Source organism: Thermococcus coalescens, assembly GCF_055392585.1.
Window position 1 is genome coordinate 1,288,740 of the sequence record NZ_AP043764.1, and the last position, 25,328, is coordinate 1,314,067.

The following is a 25,328-nucleotide window of genomic DNA, read 5'->3' on the forward strand; positions in this document are numbered from 1 at the left end:
ATTAAAAAATTATGCCCTCATGAAATAGTGTTACTTAAGCTACGAACTTTTGATCAATGAAAACCATTGCATCGTAATGGGGACACTAGAATTTTATGCCCAAAAACTGTATCATGACATCGGTGAGTATGATGCGCATCATCCCCCTCGCCTCGGAAAGCCTCGGCGTGAGAAGTTTAGCGACCTTCGTGGAAGCTGGAGGAATAAAAATTCTCATCGACCCCGGTGTCGCCCTTGGACCAAAACGCTACGGTCTTCCTCCAGCGGAAATCGAGCTTGAGACCCTCCATAAAATGAGAAGAAAGCTCCAGGGCTACGCGAGGAGAGCGGACGTGATAACGATCTCTCACTACCACTACGACCACCATACACCTTTCTTTGAGGGACTCTACGAGAGCTCCAGCAAGGAGTATGCTGGAGAAATTTACTCAGGAAAGCTCCTCTTCATAAAGCACCCTAAAGAGAACATAAACTTCAGTCAGAGGAAGAGGTCGTGGGCCTTCCTCAAGAACACCGAGCCGATAGCCGAGAAAATAGAGTTTGCCGACGGACGGAGCTTCGACCTCGGCGGCGTTACCCTGGAGTTCTCGCCGGCGGTCCCCCACGGGAGCGAAGGCTCAAAGCTCGGCTTTGTTGTGATGGCGCTCATTGATGACGGAAGCAAAAGGGTAATCCACGCCAGCGACATCCAGCTTTTGAACCACAGAGCCGTCGAGTGGATAGTCGAGAAAAACCCGGACGTCCTCATAACCGGCGGGCCACCAACGTACCTTGGAAAGCGCGCCGAGGGGAGCTGGGAGAGAGGAATCAAAAATCTCAACGAGATAATCCGGGAAACGGGCGCCGAGATAGTCCTCGACCACCACATAGTCAGGGACAAGCGTTACCCCGAGTTCTTCGAGGAGCTGGAGAAAAGGCCAAAGACCTTTGCGGGCTATCTGAAGGTCGAAGATAGACCCCTTGAGGCCTACAGGGGGGAGCTTCATAAGATCGAGAATGGGGAGGAAGCCGAGGTTCCGTTTAGGCTGTAATCAAAATTTCCTCTTCCTTTTCTTTGAATTGTGTCTGGTTTTGATACTATAGCACAAAAGGCTATTTTTAAAACATGGTTTTATGTCCTCATCGTAATGTCCTATCCAAAAAATTTATGAGGATAAATAGTAACAACTCAGTTGGGTGGTATCATGGCGAAGTATGTACTGTGGTATTTCAAGCCCCAGTACGGGGACTACGCGGTTTTCGATACTAACATCCCGCTCTCGGGGCTGAGAGACCTTGGATTCGACTACATGATAGTCCTCCACGCTACCGGTGAGAACGCAAAGTATGGACAGATGCCAATGAGCGGTTCCTCCTATGATGATGGCTATAACGACGGCAGGAGGCTGACACAATGGCTGGAGCAAGAGGTGAATCCTGAGCTTCCTTATCTCATTGAAATTCCTGTGCTCGTTAAAGACGATAACGAACAGTGGGAACTCTTTAAGAACTCAAGTTACACCATAAAGCCTGCGGTTAGGGGTATAGATTACTGGAAAGGATGGATCGATGGCATATACACCAACACAGGCGGACTGCAGAGGGGTTTCTACTGGAACTTAGAATTTCCATGGCAGGCTGTGAGGGCAGTGGTTTACGAGGAGGATATCAGTGCTCTCTCTGAAAAAATAAAGGACTGGGGCCAGCAGTTCATCTGGATACCCTATGCTCATGGTGGTATCAACCCGGATGGGACGGATATAAAGAGTATTGGCAACTATTTCACTTATGTGTTCCTTCAGCCCAATTATTACCAGGGGAAAACCTCAGATTTGGGCGAATGGTACAGCGAAGTGCTACTACACTTAAGAAATGTGTATAATCTGGATAATCTTTACATGGAACTCGAGTGTGATGGTAGAGTTAATTCACATGACACAGGAACTGCTGATCATTATAAGAACCGAGCGTGTGAATATGTGGACTACGCCAAGGATTTACCACATAAAGCGTATTACTACGGTATTAGCATAGAAAATGTGCGAACAATGAAAGAGTATTGTAACGGTTATATCTGAGAGGTGAGAGTATGAAATCTAGAAAAATTAAGCTTTTTCTGTTCCTCTCATTTATCCTGTTGGTCTTAGGCAGTCCAGTCAGTTCCGCCTCATCTTATGAGGGGATCGTCCTGTTCTCCAAACCTTTCGTTGGTAGGGATGACGCCTTTGTCCTTGTCTCCGTGTACGATCTGTCTCTGCCTTCAAACATGAACTTTTCAGAGATAAATTTATCCATAAAGGATGTCTTCACCCCTGACTACGAATACCTTTTCTATGTTAACTCCTCCGGTGCATACCTAGTTTACGGGGCCATGTTGCCTTACACATCCCCGCCGTCCCAAATTTTCCCGATCGTTGGCTACTACAACGATTCATGGTACCTCCTGCTAGATCACAGCGCGGTTACTTTTAACGCCTCTCCGAGAAGGGCAATTGGACTTTATCGTTTTAATAAACGCTGTTTGTTCCCCACAACTCTGCTTTTGTACAATGTCACTTCAGCGGTGGATACTTGGGCATATCCACTGGATCATGAAAAATATATCGAATTCATTCCCACTGAAAAATCGTCCGTTGGTTTTTATTTTACCGTACCCAAGTCGGTTTTGAACAGGTATTTCGGACCGAACACAACGGCCAATGGTGTGACTGCCTATTCTCTAATCGGGGGCAAGACCCTGATAGTCTTGCCCATAGAGGGAGCCTTCAAAAACACTGAAAGTCCGGAATACTTCCTTATCAAGCCAGCAAGATTCGATCCCAGCACTCAAGGAGACTACTACTCAGCTGTTGCTACTTTCACCAGCGAGGAAGATATCCCAGAATATGGCGCCCTCTTCTACGGCAAAAACGGAAGCTTTCTCTTCGTGCCGCTAATCAAATATACCTTAGCAACTAATATAAGTCATCCTGAACCAATAGACATTGCCCCAAATGTCAAGTCCTTTCACGTGCCTATCTGTCCAGAAAAAGAAAATCCCAGCAAGCCAGTGTCCTACAAAAACCATGTACGCAGGGAATCATTAATACCACTCGCTCTTCTGGCTCTTGCAGTCGCTGTAACGTTCTTCGTTTTCCTACGGAGGAAGTGACAGGCCAGGGTGGTATCCCATGCCCCCGAGTGGTGACCTGCGCTCCTCTCTTTTCCTCCATCTCATAAACTCCCTCCCAGCGCTGGACATGGAGCACAATAAAGGTCGCGAGTACCGGGTGGCTTTTTGCTGTGGGGAATGGTTGGTATTCAGCGGTGAAAGGGTGTACTCCTTCAAGAACGGCAGGTTCGATGACATAACCCCTAAGATGCCCTCGGCATTGTCTGGTAGGCCAGAAGGTAACAGCCCTTTAGTAACAGTTATCTTGGGGAGCCCCGTACTTGTTGTAGTTGCCTTAACAATAATTTTGAGGAGGGGTTAGAAACAATGAAATTCAAAATGGCCATACTTCTCCTGTCCCTCTTGCTTCTTGTATCCTCATATCCCTCAGCACTGGCAGAGGGCAATGGGTTAATGGTTGACGTTCACTCAAAGGTTCTAGTGGGCTCTATAGATTCAATCGTAGAAGTTCAAGTCACCGAGTACCTATTCCCCGTCATCGAGGCGTTCAATGTCTCCGCTCTGATGCTGGGGAACTACAACAAGACCAACCTGGTAGGTAGGGAAGCCTACATTTTCTATCTCAACTCCTCCGGGGCGTACCTGCTCTACGAGGGTGGCGGCAAAGGGAGCCCAACCGTTCTGTACGATGATAAGTCAAAAACCTGGTACTTCGGATTCGACTTTGGAGAGAGTAATCCAGTGCTTGAAGCCTTCCTCCGTTCTCTGGGTCACGACGTCAACGGGAGTAAATTAAAAAACTCGTATCTGGCCTTCAACGGCTCCTGCATCTGGGTTTCACCAAAGCAAGACCTGAAAGGCAGAGATTGGAGCATCGTCTCTGAAGCCCGGAGGGAGGGAAATTCATTCTTCACCAATTTCACGGTGAGCTACGTTGATCCTGCCTACGGCGCCAGCTGGGCCGATTACTCATGGAGGATTCCAGCAGGGGAGATAACGAAGCTCCTCGGGAACCTGACTTCGATCACCGTGGCATCGCAGAGGCTGATAAACTGCACGAAAGGGAAGATGGGGGAGGACTACTGCTTCCCGATCGACAACCCCGAGGCGGTTTACGCCTATCCAGCAAACCTCAAAATCGTCATGTTCCCGGAAAAGGGCCGCATGAGGTACGTCGTAATCAGCGAACCCGGGAATGAAAAAGCGGAGGTAATCTCGAACGGTATAGACCCCCCGCGGAAGCCGGAGTACGTCGTTTCCAGATACAGCCTTCAGAGCAATACGATGATGGCCTTTTCGCTCCTTCAATTCCAGCTCCCCCATTTGAGGCTAAACGAGAGCGTTGAGACTTTTACAATTTCACCATGCAAAATGTATCGGAGTAAATACTCCCAAACAAAAGCACAACAGACTCAGAGTCCTATGAGTAACCTCTTTGCAGCCCTAATTGGAGTCGGGATCGGGCTGGTCATCGGTGTTCTCCTCATGAGGAGGAAGGCTTGAGGGGGAATGAACTCCGGATTCATCCATAATCCAGGGAAAACCTCAGGTTGACAGGAAGCCACCGTCCACAGGAACTACAGCCCCGTTTACGTAGCTCGCCAGATCGCTTGCCAGAAAGAGTATAACCCTGGCCACCTCGTCGGGCTGACCGAAGCGACCCATCGGAAGCCTCGCGTTGAAGTTGAAGGAGATGCTTATCTTCTCCATGTCGAGCCTCATTATGGCCTCCTTCTTGAGCTTCCTCACGCCCTCTGTCTCTATCCCGCCGGGCACAATGACGTTCGCCCTTATTTTCTTCCCGTACTCCCTTGCTATGGCCCTTGTTATCGCGACCACGCCAAGCTTGGCGGCATCGTAGTGGACGAGGCCCTTCGCAAAGGGCAGGAAGGCCTCTATGGAGCCCACGTTGATTATCACTCCTCCTCTGTCCTTCCTCGCCCTCACGAAGTGCTGGCACATCCAGAAGACGGAGTGGAGGTTGATGGCCATGGCCTTCTCGTAAAAGGCCTCATCGACCTCGGTGAAGTCCCTGAACCAGTAAACCCCCGCGTTGTTGACCAGTATATCCGGCTCCCGGCCCTTAAGGATTTCCCAGAGGGCGTCTATCTCGACCTTCCGGGAGAGGTCAATGCGGTGGAGGTTGATCTCAACCCCAAACTTTCCGGCGAGTTCCTTCGTCTCCTCCAGCCCGGACTCGTTGAGGTCAACCAGCTCAAGGTTGGCCCCGGCCTCGGCAAACCGTAAAGCGGTCGCCCTGCCTATTCCCGAAGCCGCGCCGGTAATCAAGGCCCGCCTTTCCCTCAGGGAGAGGAGCTCACCCAGCGATTTCTCCATGCTCATACCCCCATAATCCTTAGAACCTCCATCTTCATCTCATCGACGTTGAACAGTTTGCCGCCCGAGAGAAGGTGATGCAGGGCCAAACCGTCAACCAGCGCTCCAAGGAGAAGTGCTTTCTTTTCCGGCTCATCTACCCCGGCTTCTCTGAGCACATCAGAAACCGGGCCCGTGTACCTCTCGTAGAACTCATCCCAGTCGCTGGTTCTGTTGAGTTTGAGGCTCTCCTCGTACAGCTCAAGGAAGAAGCGTGAAAGCTTTGGGCTGGTCGTTATCAGTCCGAAAGCCGCATCGATCAGGGTTCTAAGCTTCTCCTCCCCCGAAAGCCCTTCCAGCCGGCCGTTGAGGTTCTCCAGCCATTTGTCGAGGAGCGTAAACAGAACCGCCCTTGCGAGATCATATTTGCTCGGAAAGTGGTGGAAAAGGCCTCCCTTTGAGATACCGGCTTTTCTTGCTATCTCCTCCATAGAAACGTCGTGATAGGACTTCTCACTGAACAGTTCAAGGGCGGCCTCTATTATTCGTTTTTTGGTCCCAAGTTTTCTCATCGTTCCCCCTCCGGATGCTCTGTTCCAAGCTCCCTTCCCTCTTCAAAGGCATCTAGAACCCGTTTTATCCAATCACTTGCCTCCGCTACTGTCTTCGGATTTTCATCGAGTATCCAGCCGTCGAGAACCTTGACAGCTATTATCCTGCCCCTGATGTTCTCCGTCATCATCCTCAGGTACCGCCTTTCGGTGTACCTCTTTCCGAGCTTTCCAAACCTGTCCGCTATGCAGAGTATGAAAACGGCTACATGCTTCCCATCCAGGCCCTTCTTTGAGAGCAGGAATTCTTTGACTTCTGGAAGGGGGCGCTCGTAGTAGATGGGTGCCCCGACGATTACAAGGTCATAGTCCTCAACATCGGGATTGTCAGAGGCTCTGAGGACCCTGACATCTGCCCCCTCACCGACGGCTTCGGCCATCGCCCTAGCTACCTTCTCCGTGGACCCTCTTCGGGACTCATAGACGATGCAGACTTTCATCATTTCACCTACCGACTGGTCGGTTTTTTAACCTTATAACCCTTTCCCGGAAAGCCTTAAATTCTCCTCCGAGAACCCCCTATCAGGTGAGGAGAAATGAGGGACTTCTACATAGCCCACGAGGACGATATCAAAGCCGGAAAGACCACGGACGTTTACTTCATCAGGACGCGGAAGATACTCGTGGAGAAGGGTATCCACAGGAAGGTTTTCGCCGACGTCACCACCACCAGCCTTCCAAAGGGATGGAAGTGGGGCGTCCTGGCGGGGATAGAGGAGGTCGCGAGGCTCCTTGAAGGCCTCCCTGTGAACGTCTACGCGATGCCGGAGGGGACGGTATTCCACCCCTACGAGCCTGTCCTCCAGATAGAGGGCTACTACGAGGAGTTCGGGATCTACGAGACGGCTTTGCTCGGAATGCTCAGCCAGGCCACGGGCATAGCCACCGCCGCACTCAGGACAAAGATAGCGGCCGACTTCAAGCCCGTGTACTCCTTCGGCATAAGGCACATGCACCCAGCGATAGCACCTATGATAGACCGCTCGGCGTTCATAGGCGGCTGTGACGGTGTCAGCGGCGTCCTCGGGGCGGAGATGATGGGGGAGAAGCCCGTCGGTACGATGCCCCACGCCCTCATCCTCGTCGTTGGCGACCAGGTGAGGGCCTGGAAGTACTTCGACGATGTCGTTGAACCGGAGGTTCCCAGAACCGCCCTGGTCGATACCCTCTGCGATGAAAAGTTCGAGGCTCTGATGGCGGCCGAGGCCCTCGGCGAGAGGCTGACGGCAGTCAGGCTCGACACGCCAAGCTCAAGGAGGGGCAGCTTCAGGAGGATAATCGAGGAGGTTCGCTGGGAGCTCGACCTGAGGGGCCACAACCGCGTCAAAATCTTCGTCAGCGGCGGTCTGGACGAGAACAGCATAAGGGAGGTAGTGGACGTCGCGGACGCCTTCGGAGTTGGCGGCTCAATAGCGAGCGCCAAACCGGTGGACTTCTCGCTCGACATAGTGGAGATTGAGGGGAAGCCCATTACCAAGCGCGGCAAGCTCAGCGGGAGGAAGCAGATATACCGCTGTGAGAACGGCCACTACCACCGCGTTCCGGCCGACAAAAAGCTCGAACGCTGTCCGGTCTGCGGTGCGAAGATCGAACCCCTCCTCAGGCCGCTCATCGAGAACGGTGAGATAGTCGCGGAGCTGCCGAAGGCGCGCGAGATAAGGGAATACGTGCTGGAGCAGGCGAAGAAGTTCAACCTGACGCTCGATTGATCCCCTTTTGGGTTTCTCCTTTTCTCCTCAATGGGGCAAAAGGCGAAGTCAGCGCAGCCTGCAGGGATAACACGAACACTTTAGAAACGCACACGGTCAATGAGAAGGAAAAAGAAGAGGCTTCAAGCCTCCTCAATGTAGATACAGCTGACCGGACAGGCCTCGGCGGCCTCAACGGCGCAGTTGTAGAGGTTCTCGTCCTCGATAACCTCGACGATAGGAACGCTCTTGCCCTCGTCGTTCATCTCGAAGACGTCCGGGCAGAGGCTGGCACAGATGGCATCTCCGATACAAACGTCCTGGTCAACCCTAACCTTCCACGCCATGGAACATCACCGGAGTTAGATGAACTCCGAGGAATATAAACTTTTCGTCGGAAAAATGGGCGTCGGATGGCGAAGATTCGTGGAAAAAAGAGGGAACAGGCTCTTTGATGAACAAAAGTTGACAAGATGGGTCAGAAAAGCCCCAGCCTTTTTTTGTACTCCTCGCTTATCATCTCGGGATTCCAGGGCGGGTCGAAGGTAAGCTCGATTTCGGCGTCCTTAACGCCCGGGACTTCAAGTATCTTGTCCTCCACCGCCCGGAGAATCCACATGGTGAGCGGACAGCCCGGGGTGGTCATCGTCATCTTGACGTAGACGGTGTTGTCGGGTCTTATCTCAAGCTCGTAGATGAGGCCGAGGTTGACGACGTCAACCCCTATCTCGGGGTCTATGACCTCCTTGAGCTTTTCCAGTATCATGTCCTTGCTCAGCTCGACGTTTTCTTCGGCCTTCTTTTCCCTCTCGCGGTTTATCGTTATGGTGCCGACTCCCTCGATCTTTCCGAGCTCCGTGTTGAGCTTTATGAGCACCTCGTCAATGTCCGGCGTGTCCTTTGATAGGGTGACCGTCACATTGCCCTTTTCATCAACCTCTATGGATTTGACAAACTTCTCATCAACTATCCCCTTAACGGTTCTCTCAACGTCTTCCTTTGTGATCATTTTTCACCACCTGGGTGGAGTTCAGAGAGACACATTTAAACCTTTTGGGTCAGAAATGGGTAACTACTGGGATAGTATGTCGAATATGAGTCTCTCCGCCATCTCTGGAGTGAGTGCCCTCGCCCTCAGCTCCCTCAGAACCCTCTGGATGCCGTACCTCTTCAGAACCGGTGAGTTCTTCGCCGCGGACTTCCACAGGGTGCAGCCGAAGCCCAGGGCGTACTTTCTCCCGAGGGTCGCTATCGCCTCGCCCTTGTCGAGGGCGAGAAACGCCGGAAAGTTGAGCACCACGAGGTCGTCCTTTTTGTAGATCGATATGAGGCCGGAGCTCAGCAGGTCACCGCTCGCTACGATCTTTATCCCCTTCTCTCTGGCATAGTCCTCGATGGCATGCATTACCATCGTATGACAGCGGCCGCAGACGGGTGCTCCCTTCCTTATCTGTTCCTTCATCTCGTCCATGTACCCCGGTATCTCGACGAAAACCGCACCCTGCGTCATGGCGTTGAGAAGAACCGGCTCCCTCATCTGCGGGAGCTTTGCCATCACGGGGACGACGTCGAAGCCGGCCCAGCGGAGGATTTTGAGGGAGGCCGTGCTGTCGGAACCTGCAGAAAAGGCGAGGGCTACCTTCACGTCAATGGGTGAACGGTCAAACTCCTTCCCGTAAAGGCGGTACTCTATCAGGGCCCTCAGGCGGGAGTAGGCGTCTTCGCCGATATCTCCCCTAACCCTTTCAAGGGCTTCGAGGTTGTACCCGAGGCGGTACCTTTTGATGAAGTCTTCTCCAACCGGCCCTATCATCGGGGGACAATCGGTGGATGGTTTATTAAACTTGCCGCTGGGAAAACCTTAAAAGAGGCCTACCTTAACCCCGTCCGCGAACAAAAGATGCTTCTGGAGGTGCTTGCGATGAGGGAGATAGTGGAAAAGGTCAGGGAGAAGACGAGCATCCCCGTTTACGAGAGAACCGTCGAGAACGTTCTGAGCGCCGTCCAGGCGAGTGGAGACGTCTGGAGAATAGTTGACCTCAGCGAGGAACCGCTTCCGCTCGTGGTTGCTGTTATTACCGCCCTCCACGAGCTCGGATACGTGACTTTCGACGGCCCGAGCGTCGTCCTCACCCAGAGCGGCAGGAAGCTGGTGGAGAAGTATGGAATAGGCGCCAGGAGGGACTACACCTGCGCCCACTGTGAGGGCAAGACCGTCGAGCTCTCAGCCTTCAGCGACCTCCTTGAGCAGTTTAGGGAGATAGTCAGGAACCGCCCGCAGCCGAAGCACGACTTTGACCAGGCCTACGTTACCCCTGAGACCACCGTCGCCAGGATCGCCCTGATGCACACGAGGGGCGACCTCGAGAACAAGGAGGTCTTCGTCCTCGGCGACGACGACCTCACGAGCATAGCGCTGATGCTCAGCGGCCTGCCGAAGAGGATAGCCGTCCTCGACATCGATGAGAGGCTCGTTAGGTTCATCGAGAAGACGGCAGACGAGCTCGGATACGAGGACATCGAGATGTTCACCTTCGACCTGAGGGAGCCGCTCCCGGACTACGCGCTCCACAAGTTCGACACCTTCATCACCGACCCGCCCGAGACGGTTGAGGCGATAAGGGCCTTCGTCGGCAGGGGAATAGCGACCCTCAAGGGGCCCGGCTGCGCCGGCTACTTCGGCATAACGAGGCGTGAGAGCTCCCTCGATAAGTGGAGGGAAATCCAGAGGGTTCTCCTCAACGAGTTCGGCGTTGTAATCACCGACATCATCAGGAACTTCAACGAGTACGTCAACTGGGGTTATGAGGAGGAAACGCGCGCCTGGAAGCTCCTGCCGGTCAAGGTTAAACCGAGCTACAACTGGTACAAGAGCTACATGTTCAGGATTCAGACCCTTGAGGGCTCGAAGGGCTTCGAGGAAAAGATAGAGATTGGCGACGAGCTCTACAACGACGAAGAGGCCTCGACGACATGAAGGTTGAAGGCCTCATAGAATGTGTGAGGCAAAAGCTCTGCCGGGTTCCCGGCCTTTATTCTCTAATCCTCTACGGCTCCCTTGCCAGGGGAGACTTCCTTCCGGGGACGAGCGATGTCGATTTCTTTGCTGTCCTTGAAGACGGTGTCAAGCCGGAGGATGTGCTTTCAAAAATAAGGCCGGTTCTAGAGGGGTGCACCGAACACCTCAAACCCGTTGAGGTCGACATAGCGTGGGAGTGGCTCTCCAACCTCCGCGACCCCCTCAACCTCGGCTACCCCTACAAGTTCCTCACGATTTACCAGGCCGATTTCAGGGAGAACCACCGCGTGATTATCGGCAAAGACGTGGCCGAGCTTTTGCCCGAATACCGGGTTGCGGATATTCTCCCCGTGAGGCTGGAGGGTATCCTGCGCAATCTTGAGTGCTTCTCTGGAAATCCCAAGATGCTCCACGTTCTCGCGGGCGAGACAGCCAGACTGATGGCGTTTCTAAAAGGCTCGGGCCTGAGAAAGGGGGACGTCCTGAAAAAGCTTGAGGAACTTGGGGATGAAGAAGCGGTCAAAATCTACCGTTCTTATCTCTCCGGAAGGAGAATGGAGTTCGGCGAAGAGTTTTTGAGAACGTTCATAATCTCCAGGGTGGAAAAAATGAAAAAACGAAACTCACTTCCGTGACTTCTTTCCCCGCCTTCCCTTCAACGCGGTAACGACCGCAAGGGCTACCAACACTGCCCCGGTCCCGATGTAGACGTATGTTATTCCCTCGTTTCTCCCTTTGGGTTCTACCGCCCTAAAGCCTTTAACTGCATGGGCCTTTATCATCAGTGGATTTTGAGGGGGATATATCATCACGTACCCGTCCAGTTCGGACACCCTGGCCTCGCCCGTCATGTTTCCGACGTACCTTCCATCCCGAATCAACAGGAAGGTGGCGTTGGTCAGCCTGACGGTTCCGTCTTTCACTTCAAGCTCCGGTATATTGGCGTAGAGGAGGTTCCTGAGGAAGGAAACGCCTTTCTCGTAAAGCTCTGTTTCAGTAAGTCCGGCCTCTTGGAGTGCCCACACTGCCTTCGCCGTCGATGTTATGCCTGCCACTGAGCCCTGGGTGTAGGGGAACGCGCCGTTGGGATACTGCCTTTCCGCGAGCAGGTTCAGGGTTTCGTTGAGTTCATTCTCCATCCCGAACTCGCTGAAGACTATGAGGGCATAGGCGAAGTAGTACGTTGGGATGGTGTAGTAAACGGGGTTTCCGGTTTTTGGGTCATTCGTTTTGAGCATCCAGGTGAGGTTGTTTGAGAGGTAGCTCAGGGAGGCGCCGTAGTCGTGGCTGACGTTCAGCTCCCGTAGCACCCACACCACGTACTCGGTGTTGTAGAAGTCCTTCCAGACGCCGTTCCTGACGGTGCTTAGTAGATAACCCACCTCGTCCGAGTAGTCTTCCCCGAGGAGGGCTTTTATCCTGGCGATCTCGGCTACCTGCCACGGAAACAGTCCCGAATAGCTGGAGGGGAGCTCTGGGGTCATGTTGCAGAGCAGGTAGTAATCGGCCAGGATTACCCGTTCCCAGTCGTCCCCAGGGGTTATCTTCCCAAGGTATGGGCACGCGACGCCCCTCAGGCCTTCGAAGCCCCCAATCTTGGAGACGCTCAGCAGGTCGAGAACGCGGTAGCGGAGGACGCCCCAGAACCCGAAGTGCTCCTTTTTGATCAGTTCCCTGCGGTATTTCTCATCTCCCGTTGCGTAGAGTGCCATGGCCGTGGCCACGGTGGATTCAAAATCGCCGCTGAGCTCAACCTTCTCCCCGAGGTAGGCCAGGGCAAAGGCGCGGTAGGCTTTCAGCTCGCCTTCGGCGGCCATCTTTTCAAGTTCGTCCTTTTTTCCAAGGGCCAGGTAGCCGAATATCCTCTCTGTATCTGTCTTTGGCTCGGCCCCTATCAGCCAGCCCTCCCCGCGGTTTATGGCCTCCTTCACCTGCTTTTCGAATCCCGTGAGGTTTTCGTTGATGTAGCCGTTCAGGAATTTCCTGAGCGCGATGACCGCAAGCGCCGTCCCGGTGTAGTCCTCCCACGAGCCGTCGGGGTTCTGCTTGTATATCAGCCAGTATGCGGCGCCGTTGAGAACATCGCGGTAACGGCCCCTTGCGATGTTTTCACCGCGCATGAGGGCCAGCATGGCCATCGCGGTGTACTTCGCCATGTGCTCTCCCCCATAGGCCATCCCCCATGAATCGAAGGGCGTCTTCAAGGCCACGAGCCATTCGCACCCCTCAAGAACCTTATCGTAGTCCCCCGTTTGATAAAGGGCAAGAACCGCAAAGGCGGTTTCGGGAACGGTGGGCTTGTAAACGTACGGCTCGATTTTAGCACTCCCCATCGGGAGGGATAATCCGATGATCATCAGGATGAGCGCTGCCCCGAGAATTCTCCTCATTTCAACCACCTCAAGAAGAAAAGAAAAAGATGTTAAAAACCTTCATCCGTAGTAGACGACGACGTCGAGCTGGTAGCTGGCCCAGCCGGAGGTGCTGTAGGCGTAGACGAGGAACTTCCAGGTTCCCGGTGCCGGGTTGAGGTATTCGACGTGCTCGTAGCTGTTGTAGCTCTCGGAGCGGTCAACGAGGTTGCCGTTGGGGTCGTAGAGGTAGAGGTCGAGGTCGTGGAGGCTGGTGTCGAAGGTCAGGTCTCCGGTTATCTTAGTTGCCCCGCTGTTGACGGTCATGGTGAAGCTGTCGCTGGTGTCCCAGAAGTCGTGGACGGAGCCGGTGAAGGTCTGGCTGTCGGTGGTCGGAGTCGGGCTTGGGCTCGGGGCCGGGGTGGTTCCGCTCGACTGGCTGAGGGTGCCGTCACTGACGACGTCGACCTGGTAGTTTGCCGCACCGCTGTAGCTGACGACTTTGACCGTCCAGGTTCCGGCGGTCGGGTTGTAGTAGCCGACCTTCTCGAAGCCGTAGTACTGGGTGTAGGAGTAGTCCACCTGGTTGCCGTTGGGATCGTAGAGGTAGAGGTCGAGGTCGCTGGCGCTGTTGTCCCAGTAGAGCGTGGCCGTGACGAAGGTGGCGCCGCTGACGTCGAAGGAGTGGGTGGCGCTTCCCTTGTCGGCGACCGAACCGGTGAAGACGAGCTTGGCGTAGTTGTCGTAGTTTATGGCCTTGTAGACGTTTATCCTACCGGCACCGTAGGCGATGTCCGCTATCTCGGTCGGGGCCACTATATCGGCGGTCTCGATGAAGGCGGTCTTTATCTTGTCCGGACTCCATGTCGGGTGGGCCTGGAGTACGAGGGCTGCGGCACCGGCAACGTGCGGGGTGGCCATGCTCGTACCTGAGGCCTTGGTGTAGTAGTTGTCGATGGGGGTGCCCATGCTGGTTCCGCTGGCCCTCGGGGCGATGATGTCAACACCCGGGGCGACGACTTCCGGCTTGAGCCTGCCGTCGGCAGTTGGCCCCCTGCTGGAGAAGCTGGCTATGGTGTCTGTGCTGTCAACGGCACCGACCGTTATGACCTTGTCGGCGGCGGCCGGGGAGCCGACGGTATAGGTGTTGGGCCCGCTGTTTCCGGCGGCGACACAGACGACGAGGCCAGCCGCCCAGGCGTTGTTAACGGCCTGGCTCAGGGAGTCCGTGCCGTCGGAGCTCTGGCTTGAGCCGAGGGAGAGGTTGATGACCTTGATTCCATACTTGTCCTTGTTCTGGACGACCCAGTCGACGCCGGCTATGATGTCGGATATGCTTCCCGAACCGTCGGCGGCGAGAACCTTGACGCCGACGAGCTTCGCTCCGGGGGCGACGCCGATGTACTGGGAGTTGACAGCGCCGGTTCCGGCGATGATGCCGGCGACGTGGGTTCCGTGGCCGTTGTCATCGTAGGGGGTGGTCTTGCCGTTGACGACATCGTACCATGCCACGACCTTGCCCTGAAGGTCGGGGTGGCTCGCGTCTATACCGGTATCGATAACCGCAACAACGATACCGCTGCCATCGTAACCGAGAGAGTTCCAGACGGTGTCGGCTTGTATCTGAGAAACGGAGGTGGCGTCCGAAACCTGGACCTTGTAGTCCTCCTGGATGAACTTTATTCCCGAGACCTTGGTGTTGCCGAAGAACCCGGTGTCGATCATGCCGGCGATGAGCAGAAGGTCCCTGACCTTCATCTTGACCGCAACGGCGGGGATTATCCTGTAACTGTACTTGATTTCAGCGCCCATGAGCTTCAGTATTCTGAGGGCGGAGTCCCTGCTCCGCGGGCTGTCGAACATTATCACGGTGCTGACCTGCTGGTTCCAGTCCATCCCCTGCACCTTCTTGAACAGCCCGGGAGTCATCAGTCCGTAGTTCTTCTGCTGGATGCCGTTATTCCGAACGACGGGCTTCGTTGGTGCTGCGGCTGCCATTCCGGCTATAATGCCTATCAGGAAAAGGGCCAATACAACAGCCTTCCATCCCTTCATTCCTGAACACCTCAATTCACGGTCTGATTTGTTATGGCATCGGGGCACTGTGCCCGTCATCGAAGCACCATCTTGGGCATTGGCAATATAAACCTTTCGATTTTAAAACGTATTATTGCATATGCTATTGATGGAGAAATTTTTTTGGACTCATTCGTAAATATTAAACACAACAAATCGTAAGTTGTAGGCCGGAAAAACTGCAACAAAAGAGCATATTTTGGGACGTTACGACACGGGATGCACGCCGGGTTTCAGAACTGAAAGGTACAATAAAGTAAAACGAGAGAGGATTCAGAACTCCTCCATTCCAAGTTCCTTGAGCTTCTCCTTCGGAATCCTTCCGTTTGACTGAACTTCAAGAACAGGTTGTGGTGCGGTGGCCGGGATTTGAACCCGGGTCACCGGCTTGGAAGGCCGGTGTCCTAGACCAGGCTAGACTACCACCGCACGCGAGAAGTGGTGGGGCGAGGGGGATTTGAACCCCCGACACCCGGATCTTCAGTCCGGCGCTCTCCCAGGCTGAGCTACCGCCCCACGCCCAATGGATAGGGTAGAAGGCGAATTTATAAATCTTGCGGTGGGCCGAAAGGGAACCCCCTGGAGGAGGGAATTCGGGGGGAGGAGTCAGATCCTCGGCTCAACCGCGTAGACCGTCCTGTCCTCCCCGAGTGCCCCCATAAGCCCGCGGTGCCTCCTTACACAGCTCTCGCACTCGCCGCAGTGTATCGGCTTTCCATCTTCCGTGAAGCCCTTCGGCATGTAGCAGGAGTTTGAGTACTCGTACTTGGCGTCCAGTTCTTTCAGAAGCCTCGCTATCCCCTTCTTGTCGAGGTCGATGAGCGGTGCAACGACCTTAACCTCAGCCATAGTTCCATAGCGGAGCATTTCGTTCATTTTCTCGACGAACTCGGGGGTGTTGTCCGGGAAGGTTGCTCCCTCTTCCGCGTTGAAGCCGACCACTATGTCCCCGCCGCCGAGGGCATCGAGGAGCGAGGCGGCGACGCTTATGAGGACGACGTTACGAGCGGGAACCCAGACGCTCTTCGCGGTCTCCCGAGCAACGCTCATGTCCTCCAGCTCCTCAGCTGAGACCTTCGGGGTCTCCCCGCCGACAAGCGTCGTCCCGCGGAGCTTTGAGAACTCTTCTAGGAAGTCGAGCCTGACAATCTTCAGGGGCACACCCAGCTCCTTCGAGAAGAACTCGGCGACCCTGTTCGTAACCCTTTCCTCGTTGCTGCCGTAGTTGACGGTGAGCATTATTACCTCGTCGTAGTTCTCCTTAGCCCAGTAGAGGCAGGCGGTGCTGTCGAGACCGCCGCTGAAGAGAACGACCGCACGCTTCATTCAACCACCTCCGGGAGCAGTTTAACGTTAAGTTTCTCGGCCCGGTTTCTAAGCTTTTTGTCGTAGGTCGCAAGGGTTCCAACTTCCTTAGCTATCGCGAGGATTACCGAGTCAATATAATGCACCGGACTGAGGTTCTGTAGGAGTTCAAGGCCTTCGAGGAGGTACTGCCTATCATCCACAAGGGAAGTTCTTGAATCGAAGAGTATCTGCTCAATGAGCTCTCTGGTTTCTTCAGTGCCAAATCCAAGCTTCCTGAAGTTCCAGACGGTATCATAAACTACTATCGTCGGTACAATCCAGCGGTCAAGAGAATGGATGATATCCATGGCGCTCTCGTGATATTCGGAATCTTCAACTGCGGCATATATGAAGACGTTGGAGTCAATTACGGCTCCCATGACATTTCCTCCTCCATGGTCTCCTCGGAGATCCTCTCAAGCTCTTCCGCTGTTAGTTTCCTTCCGAGTCTGAAGGTTTTCCACTTCCTCCTCGCCCGTCTAAGGACTATCTCCTCTCCCCTCAGCTCTACGCTCAGATATTCGCCCTCCTTTATGCCAAGAGCCTTCCTTATCTCTGCAGGAATGGTTATCTGGTAGTTGCGCGTGACCTTTGTGAGCGGCATAGTAGATCACCATAGTATAGTAGGTTTTCTCCTATAAATGCCTTACTCAAGGGCTAACCCCACTATCTCCTTCACGCTCGAAAAGCCCTCGCTTTCAAGGTATCTCCCGATCCCCTCGTTTATCTCCCGGAAGACCTTCCAGCCGCGTAGAGAGACCGCTGTACCGATCTGAAGGGCGGAAGCCCCGGCGAGGAGGAACTCGACCGCGTCTTTCCATGTGGTTATGCCGCCAATCCCGATGACAGGGATGTCAAGTGTTCTCGCGAGGTCGTAGACCGCCCTTAATGCGACGGGCTTAACGCCCGGCCCGGAGTAGCCGCCGACGCGGTTGCTCAGTATCGGTCTCCTTGCGTAGACGTCTATCGCTATCGCCTTCAGCGTGTTTATGGCCGAGACGGCATCCGCTCCCGCTCTTTCGGCAGCCAGGCCGAGCTTCGCTATGTCGTCTGTGTTTGGCGTGAGCTTCGCTATAACCGGCCTGTCGGTTGCGTCCTTGACGGCTTTGACGACCTCATAGACGTTCTCCGGCTTCTGGCCTATCTCCATTCCGTAGCCCTCGGCGTGGGGACAGCTCAGGTTCAGCTCGAAGGCATCCGCAACGTTGCTCAGCTTCTCTGCGAGGAAGGCGAACTCCTCCGGCGTCCCCCCGAATATCGAGACTATGACCGGGAAGTCGAAGGTGTATCCCTCGACCATCTCAAGGAAGCCCTCCCAGCCTGGGTTCGGCAGGCCCATCGCGTTTATCAGCCCGTAGGGAAGCTCCACTATCGTGGGATTGTCGTAGCCATCCCTCGGCTCGATTCCGATCGATTTGGTGACCACTCCGCCCGCCCCTTCCTCGTGCGCCCTTATCCACTGCTCGGGAACCTTATCGTTTATCCCAGACGCGAGAATGAGCGGGTTCTCGAACTTGATCCCGAAGAGCTCCACCTCAAGGCTCGCCATATGAACACCCCGGAGGCAAAAGAAGTGTCCTGGCTAATAAGGTTTTGCTTTTCAGGCAGCAGTTTTGGTAGGGAATTTTCTATAGTGGCGGCGGGCGCGCCCGGGGGTGGGAACCCTCCACCGTCCCCTTCCACCGGGGCTCGCTCACCCCCGCTACCCCACGAGCGCCGCACGTCCCGCCTACCGCTGCTCCCTTCCGGGCCTGGCGGGGTTCGGCGGGCAAAGGGAGTTAGCGGGGCCCTCCAGCCCCGCCCCTCCCACCGCCGGCCCCGTGGGACGAGGGATCACCGTTGTGCCCCGGCTTCCGGGGACGGCTTCGGGAACCGCCCCCCGGGCTTCGGCCCCGGCATATCGACGGTTTCCGGTTACAGGGGACGCCGAACCCCCCGGCCTAGCCCGCCGCCAGCTAACTTATCCGCCGCCCGATATATAAAGCTTTGGTAGTACCTGAAACCAAAGGTTGCCCACCATCGGGTTGAAAAATTTTCATAAATGGGTGCACGAATAGGTGCATGGGTGATACACCGTGCGCTTAACTGAGCATCCTGTTCTGCGTTTTGAGCGCGGCAGGGAGATTACAATATATTTTAAGGGCCAACCAATCAGGGCGTACGAAGGGGAGACCATTGCAACGGCATTACACGCCTCTGGAATCAGGGTTCTCAACTACTCCGCCAACGAGAAACGTCCGAGGAGTCTCTTCTGCGCGATAGGCAAGTGCTCCTCCTGCCTGATGGTCGTGAACGGAATTCCCAACGTCAGGACGTGCATAACCCTCGTTGAGGACGGGATGAGGATCGAGCCCCAGCACGGGAAGGCGAAGCTACCGAAGGAGGCAAAGCCCCCGGAGTTCAGGGACGCGAAAGTCGTGAGGGCTGACATTGTGATAATCGGCGGCGGTCCGGCTGGCCTGATGGCGGCCATCCATGCGGCCGATGCCGGGGCGAGTGTCGTTCTCCTGGACGAAAACCCGATGCTCGGCGGCCAGCTCGTCAAGCAGACCCACAAGTTCTTCGGAAAGAGGGAGCAGTTTGCGGGAGTCAGGGGGGTGGAGATAGCAAAAATCCTTGAGGAGGAGGTCAGGAAGAGGGAGAACGTTGAAATCTTCCTTGAAACGTCCGCCGTCGGCATCTTCCAGGAGGGCGACGAGAAGCTCGTTTTGGCCGTCAGGAGCAACAGCGAGCTGATAGAGTTCCGCGGAAGGGCGGTTATCGTGGCAACCGGAGCGATGGAGAAGATGATACCCTTTGAGAACAACGATTTACCGGGGATCTACGGTGCCGGGGCGATACAGACCCTCATGAACACATACGGTGTGAAGCCCGGAGACAGGGTTTTAATTGTCGGTGCTGGGAACGTGGGACTCATTCTGGCGTACCAGCTCATTCAGGCCGGCGTTGAGGTGAAGGCGATAGTTGAGGCCATGCCGAAGGTCGGCGGCTACTTCGTCCACGCGGCCAAGGTCAGACGCTTGGGCGTTCCGATACTCACGAGGCACACCATCCTGCGCGCCGAGGGGAGGGAGAAGGTCGAGAGGGCAGTAATAGTCCAGCTCGACGAGAACTGGAGGCCGATTCCGGGGACTGAGAAGGTCTTTGAGGTCGACGTCATAGCCCTCGCGGTTGGCCTGAGGCCGAGCATTGAGCTCCTCCACCAGGCGGGCTGTCAGATACGGTACGTCCGCGAGCTCAGCGGGCACGTGGCTGTGCGCGACGAGTGGATGGAGACCACCGTCAGGGGAATATTCGTTGCCGGCGATTCCGCGGGGATAGAGGAGGCGACGACCGCGATGCTCGAAGGAAAGATAGCGGGCATTGCGGCGGCCCTGAGGCTCGGCATAGCTGGAGAGGAGTGGATTATGGAGATGGAGAAAGCCCAGAAAGACCTCCTGGAGTTCCGCTCCGGGCCCTTCGGCAGGCACGTGCTCGAGGGCATAAAGAAGGCCCTTATTGGAGGTGTCGCCGGTGAGTGAAATCCCCGCCTACCTCAGAAAGGGCTACATCACGCCGGAGGAGCTTGAGGCCTTCATCCCCCTGCCGAGCGAGGAGAGGCTCAGGAGGAGGCCCGTTGCCGTCCCGGAGTGTCCGCAGGAGATACCCTGCGCCCCGTGCAGGGAGATATGCCCCACAGGAGCGATAAGCATGCCCACGCCGAACGACCTGCCGATAGTGGACTATGAGAAGTGCATTGGCTGCTCCCTCTGCGTCCAGATATGCCCCGGGCTGGCCTTTTTCATGGTGCACTACGTGGGCGATAAGGCGAGGATAACCATGCCCCACGAGCTCCTCCCGGTTCCCGGGAAGGGAGATGAGGTCGTTCTCCTCAACCGCGTGGGGGAGCCCGTCGGAAAGGGAAAGGTGCTCACCGTCGTGCCGAGGGAGAAGACGAAGGGGGACACCCCGATAATAATCGTCGAGGTGCCAATAGAGCTGGCCTGGGACGTCAGGGCAGTGAGGGTTGAGAGGTGATTAGAATGGCGGGAAAGGTTATTGTCTGCCGCTGCAACGACGTCACCGTCGAGGAAGTCGAGGCGCTCATAGACTCGGGCATCACGGACATCGAGGAGCTCAAGCGCCTCCTCCGCATAGGGATGGGCCCCTGCCAGGGGAGGACGTGCATCCCCATAGTCCTCGGCATACTCGCCAGAAAGACCGGAAGGAGGCAGGAGGAAATACCGCTTCCGAAGGCGAGGGTCCCAACTCGGCCCGTTCGCGTAGAGGTCATAGTGGGTGGTGCCGATGAGTAAAATAGCCATCATCGGCGGCGGGATAATTGGCGTTGCCACCGCCTACGAGCTGGCGAAGCTCGGCGAGGAAGTTATACTCTTCGAGAAGAACTACTTCGGCTCGGGCTCCACCTTCCGCTGTGCCACGGGAATCCGCGCCCAGTTCACGGACGAGGCCAACATAAGGCTCATGAAGTACTCCGTCGGGCGCTGGGAGAGGCTTGAGGAGGAGCTCGGCTTTGACATCAACTTCAGGCAGACGGGCTATCTGTTCCTCGCGACGAGCGAGGAGGAGGTTGAGGGGTTCAAGGCGAACATAAGGCTCCAGAACAAGTTCGGCGTCCCGACGAGGCTAATCGGGATGGACGAGGCTAGGGAGATAGTGCCGATCCTCAACACAGAGCCCTTCCTGGCGGGAGCATGGAACCCGAAGGACGGCAAGGCGAACCCCTTCAAGACGCTCTTCGCCTACCTCTTCCGGGCTAAGGAACTCGGCGTTGATGCGCGCGAGCACACCGAGGTGGTTGGACTTGAGCGCGAGGGGGATGAGATAACCGCCGTGAAGTTCAGGAGCAACGGGAATGTCGAGAGCGTTAAGGTCGATGCCGTTCTCAATGCCGCCAACGCCTGGGCGCCGCTCATCAACGAGATGGCCGGCTTAAGCCGCGAACTCGTGCCGATAACCGCCTACAAGCACCAGCTCGTCAAAACGGAACCGCTGGAACCAGGCCAGGCGGAGCCGCTGGTCTGCCCGCCGAGCTGGAACGACGCCTACATAATCCAGGACGGAGAGGACGGCGGGATAATCTGCGGCGCCGGGATAGAGCACAGAGCCAAGAGCCTGGACGACTACGAGCCCACCTACGACTTCCTGCGCGGCGTCCTCCGCTACGCGACGATGATAGCGCCGCCGCTCCGCTACGCCCACATCGTCCGCCAGTGGGCCGGCTTCTACGCGAAGACCCCGGACAGCAATCCTGCCATCGGAAAGCTCCTCGACAACTTCTACATAGCGGCGGGCTTCAGCGGTCACGGCTTCATGATGGCGCCTGCCGTTGGGGAGGCGGTGGCGGAGCTTATGGCTAAAGGCCGCTCAAAGGTTCCGCTCGACTGGGAGTGGTACGACCCCTACCGCTTCGAGCGCGGCGAGCTCCGCACGAGCGCCTTCCAGATAGGGTGAGTCTATTTACTCCCCCTACCTTCTTTTAACACCCCCGCGGCAAGAAAAAGGTTATAAAGGAGCCCCTATTAGCATCGTGAGGGTCATCATGAGGATAGTCTTCGATATAGGCGGTTCGGTTCTCGTTCCTGACGACCCGGACATCGATTTCATAAAGGCGATAGCGTATGAGCTTGTTAAGATAAGTGAGGATCACGAGGTAGCGGTTGTCGTCGGCGGCGGCAAGGTTTCGAGGAAGTACATCCAGGCGGCGAAGACGTTCACTCCTAACGAGACATTCAAGGACTACATAGGGATACACATCACGAGGGCCAACGCGATGCTCCTCATAGCGGCCCTCGGCGAGAAGGCCTATCCGTTCATAATCCAGGACTTCAGGAAGGCCTGGGAGGTCATCCAGCTCAAGAAGATACCGATAATGGGCGGGACGCATCCGGGCCACACCACGGATGCAGTTGCGGCCCTTCTGGCGGAGTACCTCCAGGCCGACCTCCTCGTCGTCATAACCAACGTTGACGGCGTCTACGACAGCGACCCGCGCAAGAACCCGAACGCCAAAAAGCTCGACAGGATAACCGTCGACCAGCTCGTCGAGATAGCGATGCAGGCCGAGAGCAAGGCCGGCGGAAGCGGCGTCGTCGATGCCCTTGCTGCGAAGTTCATCCAGCGCGGCAGAATAAAGACCTACATCGTCGGAAAGAAGGACGCGTATCACCTCTTCGACGTGATAAAGGGTAAGCACAGCGGGACTGTTGTTGAGCCTTGAGGTTTCAGCCCTTTGCTCTTCTTCCCCCTCGAAACGCTTATATAATTTGTCCGACTATTGTCCTACGGTGAGAGCATGTCCGCCACCGAAAAGGTTTCCATCCGCTTTCCCCCAGCGCTGATGCGGGAGATAGACAAGCTGGTTGAAAGGGGGGAGTTCTCAAGCAGGAGCGAGTTCATCAAGGAGGCCGTCAGGTTCTTCCTCCTGCACTACGAATCTCCAGAAGAGCTGTGGGAGGAGTACAAGCTGCTCGCCAAGGGCAGAAGAATCCCGAGTGAGGAGGAAATCGAAAAGCTCCTTGAGGAAGTGGACGGGGAATGGAAGCGCTCAAGGTCGTCCTAGACACCAACGTCGTCATAGCGGCCGCGATAAACCCGTTCGGAAGCTCCGGGAAGGTTATGGACTTAGTCGTCGGGAAAAGGGTTCTTTCCTACACCTCCGAGGCCATACTTGAGGAGCTACGCTTTAAGCTCACGAGCGAGAAGGTTCTCAGATACCTTGAGAGCCGGGTTTACGCCACCTGGATTTACAGGATATTTCGAGCTTCGTCAATCCTCGTTGAACCGGCTGAGCGCTTTGAGGTCTCGCCTGATCCAGACGACAACAAGTTGTTTGACGTGGTGTATTCGGTCAAAGCTGGCTTTCTGATAAGCCTAGACAAGAGGCACGTGCTGAAGCTGAGGGATGGGGAGAGGAGGTTTTCCCTTAAAGGGCACGAGTTTCTAATCTTAACCCCTGCCGAGTTCCTTGAGGTCGTCGAAAGGGATAAAAACTTCAGGACGTAGTTAGGTTAGTGGGCACCCATGTGCAAGATGGAGCGCTTCGGGAACTGCGATCCTGAGACTGCTGGTCAGGAGTACTGTATTTTTCATAAGCCGAACAAGAATGAGGAAGAGGCTGTGGAGTTCTACAGGAAGTTTCTGGAGAGGTTTAAACCGAGGGTTGAGGAGATTGAGGTTGATGGGCGGAAGATAAAGAGGTTGGTTTTCGAGGAAAAAGTTGAGGCAAGAGGATTCGTATTTCCCGAAATTCCTAATTGTTGAATATGAGGATGACAATGGTAACTGTTGGAAAGGAGTATTCTCATTTGAGTGGGCAGTTTTCGAAAATGGAGTAGATTTTGGCTATGCTGATTTCAGAAAAGCCCTTGAAAAAACTACAATAAACGACATCATTCCTCTTTCATATTTTTTAAGTTTTCAAAATTCAAACTTTAAAGGAGAGGCAAAAAAGGGGAGGCAAATTTTGAAAAGGCCATCTTTACTGTGGCCAGATTTATGAGGGCTCAGTTTAACCATGGAATTTTTGAAGTTGCTGAGTTTGGGTATGCTGACTTTACGTGGTCAGTTTTTAATATTGCAGACTTTAACTGGGCAATTTTTAAAGGTGATGCTGTATTTGAAGACTCAAAATTTAAAATAGCACGATTTATGGGAGCTAAATTTTATAAAGGCTTATTCACATGGGCCCAATTTAAAAAAGCATATTTTACTGATGAATCATTAGTGTATTCCGGGCACCTTGGGACTATTTATGATGAATGGACGGAATTTAAAGAAGCTGATTTTGGCGGTGCAAAATTTGGGGAGCTATACTTTGAAAAGGCAAGAGTTGTAGAAAAACTTAATTTTAATGGGGCTATGATCACCGAGAGAGCAGCATTAATTACCAAGCCTCCCTACGATATAAGCTCACTGCTGGATAAGAACTGTATGGATAGGCAGTGCTGGAAAATCATTGATATTACTAACTCCTTCAAAGTTTGTGAAAAACGATTCTGCCATCCACAACCATTAGCAGAGACAGCTAAAGTGCAACGTAGCATATACGAACGCCTTGGGGATAGGGAAAATGCGGATAGAATGTTCGTCCTCGAAATGCGCGCCAAGAGGAGGCTTAGAATGCTACGGGCAAAAGAGGACTTCACTAACGCCAAAGGCTTTAAGAACAAGCTGAAAGCCATCATAAATTACATCGGAACTTGGATTGGCGTCCAGACGGAGAAAGTTCTCGCAGACTGGATAACAGAGTATGGAACGAACTGGCGTAGGATTCTAACTTCTTCCGCCGTTGTCATCTTCAGAACGGCAGTCCCATACACCCTCTGGAGCGCCTACATTGAGGGATTTCCTCAAACATCAAATTACCCTGTCCGCTTCGCCAACGCCCTCTACTATTCCCTCGTCACCTTCACCATCCTCGGCTACGGCGATATGCACCTGACTGACTGGCTCAAAGCGTTGAGTGCAATCGAAGCCCTCACCGGGGCCGTCTTCATGGCGCTCATCGTCGCGGTGATAGCTCGTAAGTGGATGCGGTGAGCGGAAAGGTAATTAATCTTCCCTCCAACATATCCAAACGGTGAGAGCGATGGAAGCAGACCCTATAAACATCCTCCTTTACGACATACGCGAGATGAGAAAAAGGCTCGACGAGATGGAGAAGGAACTTCTGAAGCTCAAGGCAAAGCCCGTTGAAGAGGAAGCTGGAGAAAGCCCGGAGGAAATTGAAGCCCTTGAGAAAGAAGCGCTTGAAAACGGAAAGGACTGGGGAGAGCTGAAGAGGGAGCTCGACCCCTGAACCTAAGGTTAAGGCCAACTTTTTATACC

General features: G+C 54.7%; 31 protein-coding genes, 2 tRNA genes and 1 other RNA gene. 19 read left to right on the forward strand and 15 right to left on the reverse strand.

Going from position 1 to position 25,328, the window contains the following annotated elements; all coding sequences use genetic code 11:
- The first annotated feature begins 131 nt into the window (after positions 1 to 131).
- The 5 genes from ACZ5M3_RS07105 (at position 132) to ACZ5M3_RS07125 (ending at position 4,594) form a co-directional block, all read left to right on the forward strand.
- Positions 132 to 1,031: an MBL fold metallo-hydrolase gene (locus ACZ5M3_RS07105; protein ID WP_464840799.1), complete on the forward strand. Its 900-nt coding sequence runs from the start codon at positions 132 to 134 to the stop codon at positions 1,029 to 1,031.
- Between the two features lie 153 nt (positions 1,032 to 1,184).
- The gene (locus ACZ5M3_RS07110) at positions 1,185 to 2,057 is read left to right on the forward strand and encodes a DUF4855 domain-containing protein (RefSeq protein ID WP_464838998.1); all 873 of its coding nucleotides are present in this window, start codon (positions 1,185 to 1,187) and stop codon (positions 2,055 to 2,057) included.
- 11 nt (positions 2,058 to 2,068) lie between these two features.
- Positions 2,069 to 3,130, forward strand: coding sequence for a hypothetical protein (locus tag ACZ5M3_RS07115; RefSeq protein ID WP_464838999.1), 1,062 nt, complete (start codon positions 2,069 to 2,071; stop codon positions 3,128 to 3,130).
- Positions 3,131 to 3,149: 19 nt separating this feature from the next.
- Positions 3,150 to 3,452, forward strand: coding sequence for a hypothetical protein (locus ACZ5M3_RS07120; protein ID WP_464839000.1), 303 nt, complete (start codon positions 3,150 to 3,152; stop codon positions 3,450 to 3,452).
- 92 nt (positions 3,453 to 3,544) lie between these two features.
- On the forward strand, positions 3,545 to 4,594 hold the full coding sequence (locus ACZ5M3_RS07125; protein ID WP_464839001.1) for a hypothetical protein: 1,050 nt from the start codon (positions 3,545 to 3,547) through the stop codon (positions 4,592 to 4,594).
- 42 nt (positions 4,595 to 4,636) lie between these two features.
- Here the strand turns inward: ACZ5M3_RS07125 and ACZ5M3_RS07130 are convergent, their stop codons facing one another.
- The 3 genes from ACZ5M3_RS07130 to ACZ5M3_RS07140 are packed head-to-tail and all read right to left on the reverse strand — an operon-like array spanning position 4,637 to position 6,461.
- Complete coding sequence (locus ACZ5M3_RS07130; RefSeq protein WP_464839002.1) at positions 4,637 to 5,428, reverse strand: SDR family NAD(P)-dependent oxidoreductase; 792 nt, start codon at positions 5,426 to 5,428, stop codon at positions 4,637 to 4,639.
- Positions 5,429 to 5,430: 2 nt separating this feature from the next.
- Entirely contained in the window at positions 5,431 to 5,979 is a 549-nt protein-coding gene (locus ACZ5M3_RS07135) for a TetR/AcrR family transcriptional regulator (protein ID WP_464839003.1), read from the reverse strand.
- On the reverse strand, positions 5,976 to 6,461 hold the full coding sequence (locus ACZ5M3_RS07140) for a flavodoxin domain-containing protein (protein ID WP_464839004.1): 486 nt from the start codon (positions 6,459 to 6,461) through the stop codon (positions 5,976 to 5,978). The genes ACZ5M3_RS07135 and ACZ5M3_RS07140 overlap by 4 nt, the downstream gene beginning before the upstream one ends.
- 93 nt (positions 6,462 to 6,554) lie before the next feature.
- Here ACZ5M3_RS07140 and ACZ5M3_RS07145 point away from each other — a divergent pair, with 93 nt between their 5' ends.
- On the forward strand, positions 6,555 to 7,727 hold the full coding sequence (locus tag ACZ5M3_RS07145; protein ID WP_464839005.1) for a nicotinate phosphoribosyltransferase: 1,173 nt from the start codon (positions 6,555 to 6,557) through the stop codon (positions 7,725 to 7,727).
- 122 nt (positions 7,728 to 7,849) lie between these two features.
- Here ACZ5M3_RS07145 and ACZ5M3_RS07150 read toward each other — a convergent pair whose 3' ends face one another.
- The 3 genes from ACZ5M3_RS07150 to ACZ5M3_RS07160 form a co-directional block, all read right to left on the reverse strand.
- The gene (locus ACZ5M3_RS07150) at positions 7,850 to 8,053 is read right to left on the reverse strand and encodes a ferredoxin (RefSeq protein ID WP_088865231.1); all 204 of its coding nucleotides are present in this window, start codon (positions 8,051 to 8,053) and stop codon (positions 7,850 to 7,852) included.
- 131 nt (positions 8,054 to 8,184) lie between these two features.
- Positions 8,185 to 8,715 carry a metal-sulfur cluster assembly factor gene (locus tag ACZ5M3_RS07155; protein WP_464839006.1) on the reverse strand — a complete coding sequence of 177 codons (531 nt, stop codon included), beginning with the start codon at positions 8,713 to 8,715 and terminating at the stop codon, positions 8,185 to 8,187.
- A gap of 63 nt (positions 8,716 to 8,778) precedes the next feature.
- On the reverse strand, positions 8,779 to 9,519 hold the full coding sequence (locus ACZ5M3_RS07160; protein WP_464839007.1) for an ATPase: 741 nt from the start codon (positions 9,517 to 9,519) through the stop codon (positions 8,779 to 8,781).
- Between the two features lie 108 nt (positions 9,520 to 9,627).
- Between ACZ5M3_RS07160 and bpsA the strand changes: the two genes are divergently transcribed.
- Positions 9,628 to 10,683 (forward strand): N(4)-bis(aminopropyl)spermidine synthase, encoded by a 1,056-nt coding sequence (gene bpsA / locus ACZ5M3_RS07165; protein WP_464839008.1) that lies wholly within the window; start codon positions 9,628 to 9,630, stop codon positions 10,681 to 10,683.
- Complete coding sequence (locus tag ACZ5M3_RS07170) at positions 10,680 to 11,360, forward strand: nucleotidyltransferase domain-containing protein (protein WP_464839009.1); 681 nt, start codon at positions 10,680 to 10,682, stop codon at positions 11,358 to 11,360. Before bpsA ends, ACZ5M3_RS07170 begins: the two co-directional genes overlap by 4 nt.
- On the opposite strand, the gene ACZ5M3_RS07175 is transcribed toward ACZ5M3_RS07170, so the two are convergent.
- The 9 genes from ACZ5M3_RS07175 to ffs form a co-directional block, all read right to left on the reverse strand.
- Positions 11,349 to 13,115, reverse strand: coding sequence for a hypothetical protein (locus ACZ5M3_RS07175; protein WP_464840800.1), 1,767 nt, complete (start codon positions 13,113 to 13,115; stop codon positions 11,349 to 11,351). The two genes, ACZ5M3_RS07170 and ACZ5M3_RS07175, sit on opposite strands and share 12 nt — an antisense overlap.
- Positions 13,116 to 13,157: 42 nt before the next feature.
- Positions 13,158 to 15,131, reverse strand: coding sequence for a S8 family serine peptidase (locus ACZ5M3_RS07180; RefSeq protein WP_464839010.1), 1,974 nt, complete (start codon positions 15,129 to 15,131; stop codon positions 13,158 to 13,160).
- A gap of 372 nt (positions 15,132 to 15,503) precedes the next feature.
- Positions 15,504 to 15,581: transfer RNA gene (locus tag ACZ5M3_RS07185), tRNA-Gly, on the reverse strand.
- Positions 15,582 to 15,591: 10 nt separating this feature from the next.
- Positions 15,592 to 15,668, reverse strand: a tRNA-Phe gene (locus ACZ5M3_RS07190).
- Positions 15,669 to 15,758: 90 nt separating this feature from the next.
- The gene (gene queC, locus ACZ5M3_RS07195; protein ID WP_464839011.1) at positions 15,759 to 16,478 is read right to left on the reverse strand and encodes a 7-cyano-7-deazaguanine synthase QueC; all 720 of its coding nucleotides are present in this window, start codon (positions 16,476 to 16,478) and stop codon (positions 15,759 to 15,761) included.
- Positions 16,475 to 16,879, reverse strand: a complete 405-nt coding sequence (locus tag ACZ5M3_RS07200) for a PIN domain-containing protein (protein ID WP_464839012.1) — start codon at positions 16,877 to 16,879, stop codon at positions 16,475 to 16,477. Before ACZ5M3_RS07200 ends, queC begins: the two co-directional genes overlap by 4 nt.
- On the reverse strand, positions 16,867 to 17,103 hold the full coding sequence (locus tag ACZ5M3_RS07205; RefSeq protein ID WP_464839013.1) for an AbrB/MazE/SpoVT family DNA-binding domain-containing protein: 237 nt from the start codon (positions 17,101 to 17,103) through the stop codon (positions 16,867 to 16,869). Before ACZ5M3_RS07205 ends, ACZ5M3_RS07200 begins: the two co-directional genes overlap by 13 nt.
- Positions 17,104 to 17,145: 42 nt before the next feature.
- Positions 17,146 to 18,048, reverse strand: a complete 903-nt coding sequence (locus tag ACZ5M3_RS07210) for a dihydroorotate dehydrogenase (RefSeq protein WP_464839014.1) — start codon at positions 18,046 to 18,048, stop codon at positions 17,146 to 17,148.
- A gap of 88 nt (positions 18,049 to 18,136) precedes the next feature.
- Positions 18,137 to 18,450: signal recognition particle sRNA (gene ffs, locus ACZ5M3_RS07215), an RNA gene on the reverse strand.
- A 124-nt stretch (positions 18,451 to 18,574) separates the two neighbouring features.
- On the opposite strand from ffs, the gene ACZ5M3_RS07220 reads away from it, so the two are divergent.
- The 11 genes from ACZ5M3_RS07220 to ACZ5M3_RS07270 all read left to right on the forward strand — a co-directional run bounded on the left by ACZ5M3_RS07220 (position 18,575) and on the right by ACZ5M3_RS07270 (position 25,299).
- A complete protein-coding gene (locus ACZ5M3_RS07220) occupies positions 18,575 to 20,020 on the forward strand; it encodes an FAD-dependent oxidoreductase (RefSeq protein WP_464839015.1) in 1,446 nt (481 codons plus the stop codon).
- The gene (locus ACZ5M3_RS07225) at positions 20,013 to 20,516 is read left to right on the forward strand and encodes a 4Fe-4S dicluster domain-containing protein (protein ID WP_464839016.1); all 504 of its coding nucleotides are present in this window, start codon (positions 20,013 to 20,015) and stop codon (positions 20,514 to 20,516) included. Before ACZ5M3_RS07220 ends, ACZ5M3_RS07225 begins: the two co-directional genes overlap by 8 nt.
- Positions 20,517 to 20,521: 5 nt before the next feature.
- Positions 20,522 to 20,794, forward strand: a complete 273-nt coding sequence (locus tag ACZ5M3_RS07230; RefSeq protein ID WP_464839017.1) for a (2Fe-2S)-binding protein — start codon at positions 20,522 to 20,524, stop codon at positions 20,792 to 20,794.
- On the forward strand, positions 20,787 to 21,953 hold the full coding sequence (locus tag ACZ5M3_RS07235; RefSeq protein WP_464840801.1) for an NAD(P)/FAD-dependent oxidoreductase: 1,167 nt from the start codon (positions 20,787 to 20,789) through the stop codon (positions 21,951 to 21,953). The genes ACZ5M3_RS07230 and ACZ5M3_RS07235 overlap by 8 nt, the downstream gene beginning before the upstream one ends.
- Positions 21,954 to 22,041: 88 nt before the next feature.
- Positions 22,042 to 22,719, forward strand: coding sequence for a UMP kinase (gene pyrH / locus ACZ5M3_RS07240; protein WP_464840802.1), 678 nt, complete (start codon positions 22,042 to 22,044; stop codon positions 22,717 to 22,719).
- A gap of 75 nt (positions 22,720 to 22,794) precedes the next feature.
- Positions 22,795 to 23,061: a ribbon-helix-helix domain-containing protein gene (locus tag ACZ5M3_RS07245; protein ID WP_464839018.1), complete on the forward strand. Its 267-nt coding sequence runs from the start codon at positions 22,795 to 22,797 to the stop codon at positions 23,059 to 23,061.
- Positions 23,037 to 23,504: a putative toxin-antitoxin system toxin component, PIN family gene (locus tag ACZ5M3_RS07250; RefSeq protein WP_464839019.1), complete on the forward strand. Its 468-nt coding sequence runs from the start codon at positions 23,037 to 23,039 to the stop codon at positions 23,502 to 23,504. The genes ACZ5M3_RS07245 and ACZ5M3_RS07250 overlap by 25 nt, the downstream gene beginning before the upstream one ends.
- A gap of 18 nt (positions 23,505 to 23,522) precedes the next feature.
- Positions 23,523 to 23,762: a hypothetical protein gene (locus tag ACZ5M3_RS07255; RefSeq protein ID WP_464839020.1), complete on the forward strand. Its 240-nt coding sequence runs from the start codon at positions 23,523 to 23,525 to the stop codon at positions 23,760 to 23,762.
- On the forward strand, positions 23,719 to 24,000 hold the full coding sequence (locus ACZ5M3_RS07260; RefSeq protein WP_464839021.1) for a hypothetical protein: 282 nt from the start codon (positions 23,719 to 23,721) through the stop codon (positions 23,998 to 24,000). The genes ACZ5M3_RS07255 and ACZ5M3_RS07260 overlap by 44 nt, the downstream gene beginning before the upstream one ends.
- Positions 23,997 to 25,040, forward strand: coding sequence for an ion channel (locus tag ACZ5M3_RS07265; RefSeq protein ID WP_464839022.1), 1,044 nt, complete (start codon positions 23,997 to 23,999; stop codon positions 25,038 to 25,040). Before ACZ5M3_RS07260 ends, ACZ5M3_RS07265 begins: the two co-directional genes overlap by 4 nt.
- Before the next feature lie 49 nt (positions 25,041 to 25,089).
- The gene (locus tag ACZ5M3_RS07270) at positions 25,090 to 25,299 is read left to right on the forward strand and encodes a hypothetical protein (protein ID WP_464840803.1); all 210 of its coding nucleotides are present in this window, start codon (positions 25,090 to 25,092) and stop codon (positions 25,297 to 25,299) included.
- Positions 25,300 to 25,328 lie beyond the last annotated feature (29 nt).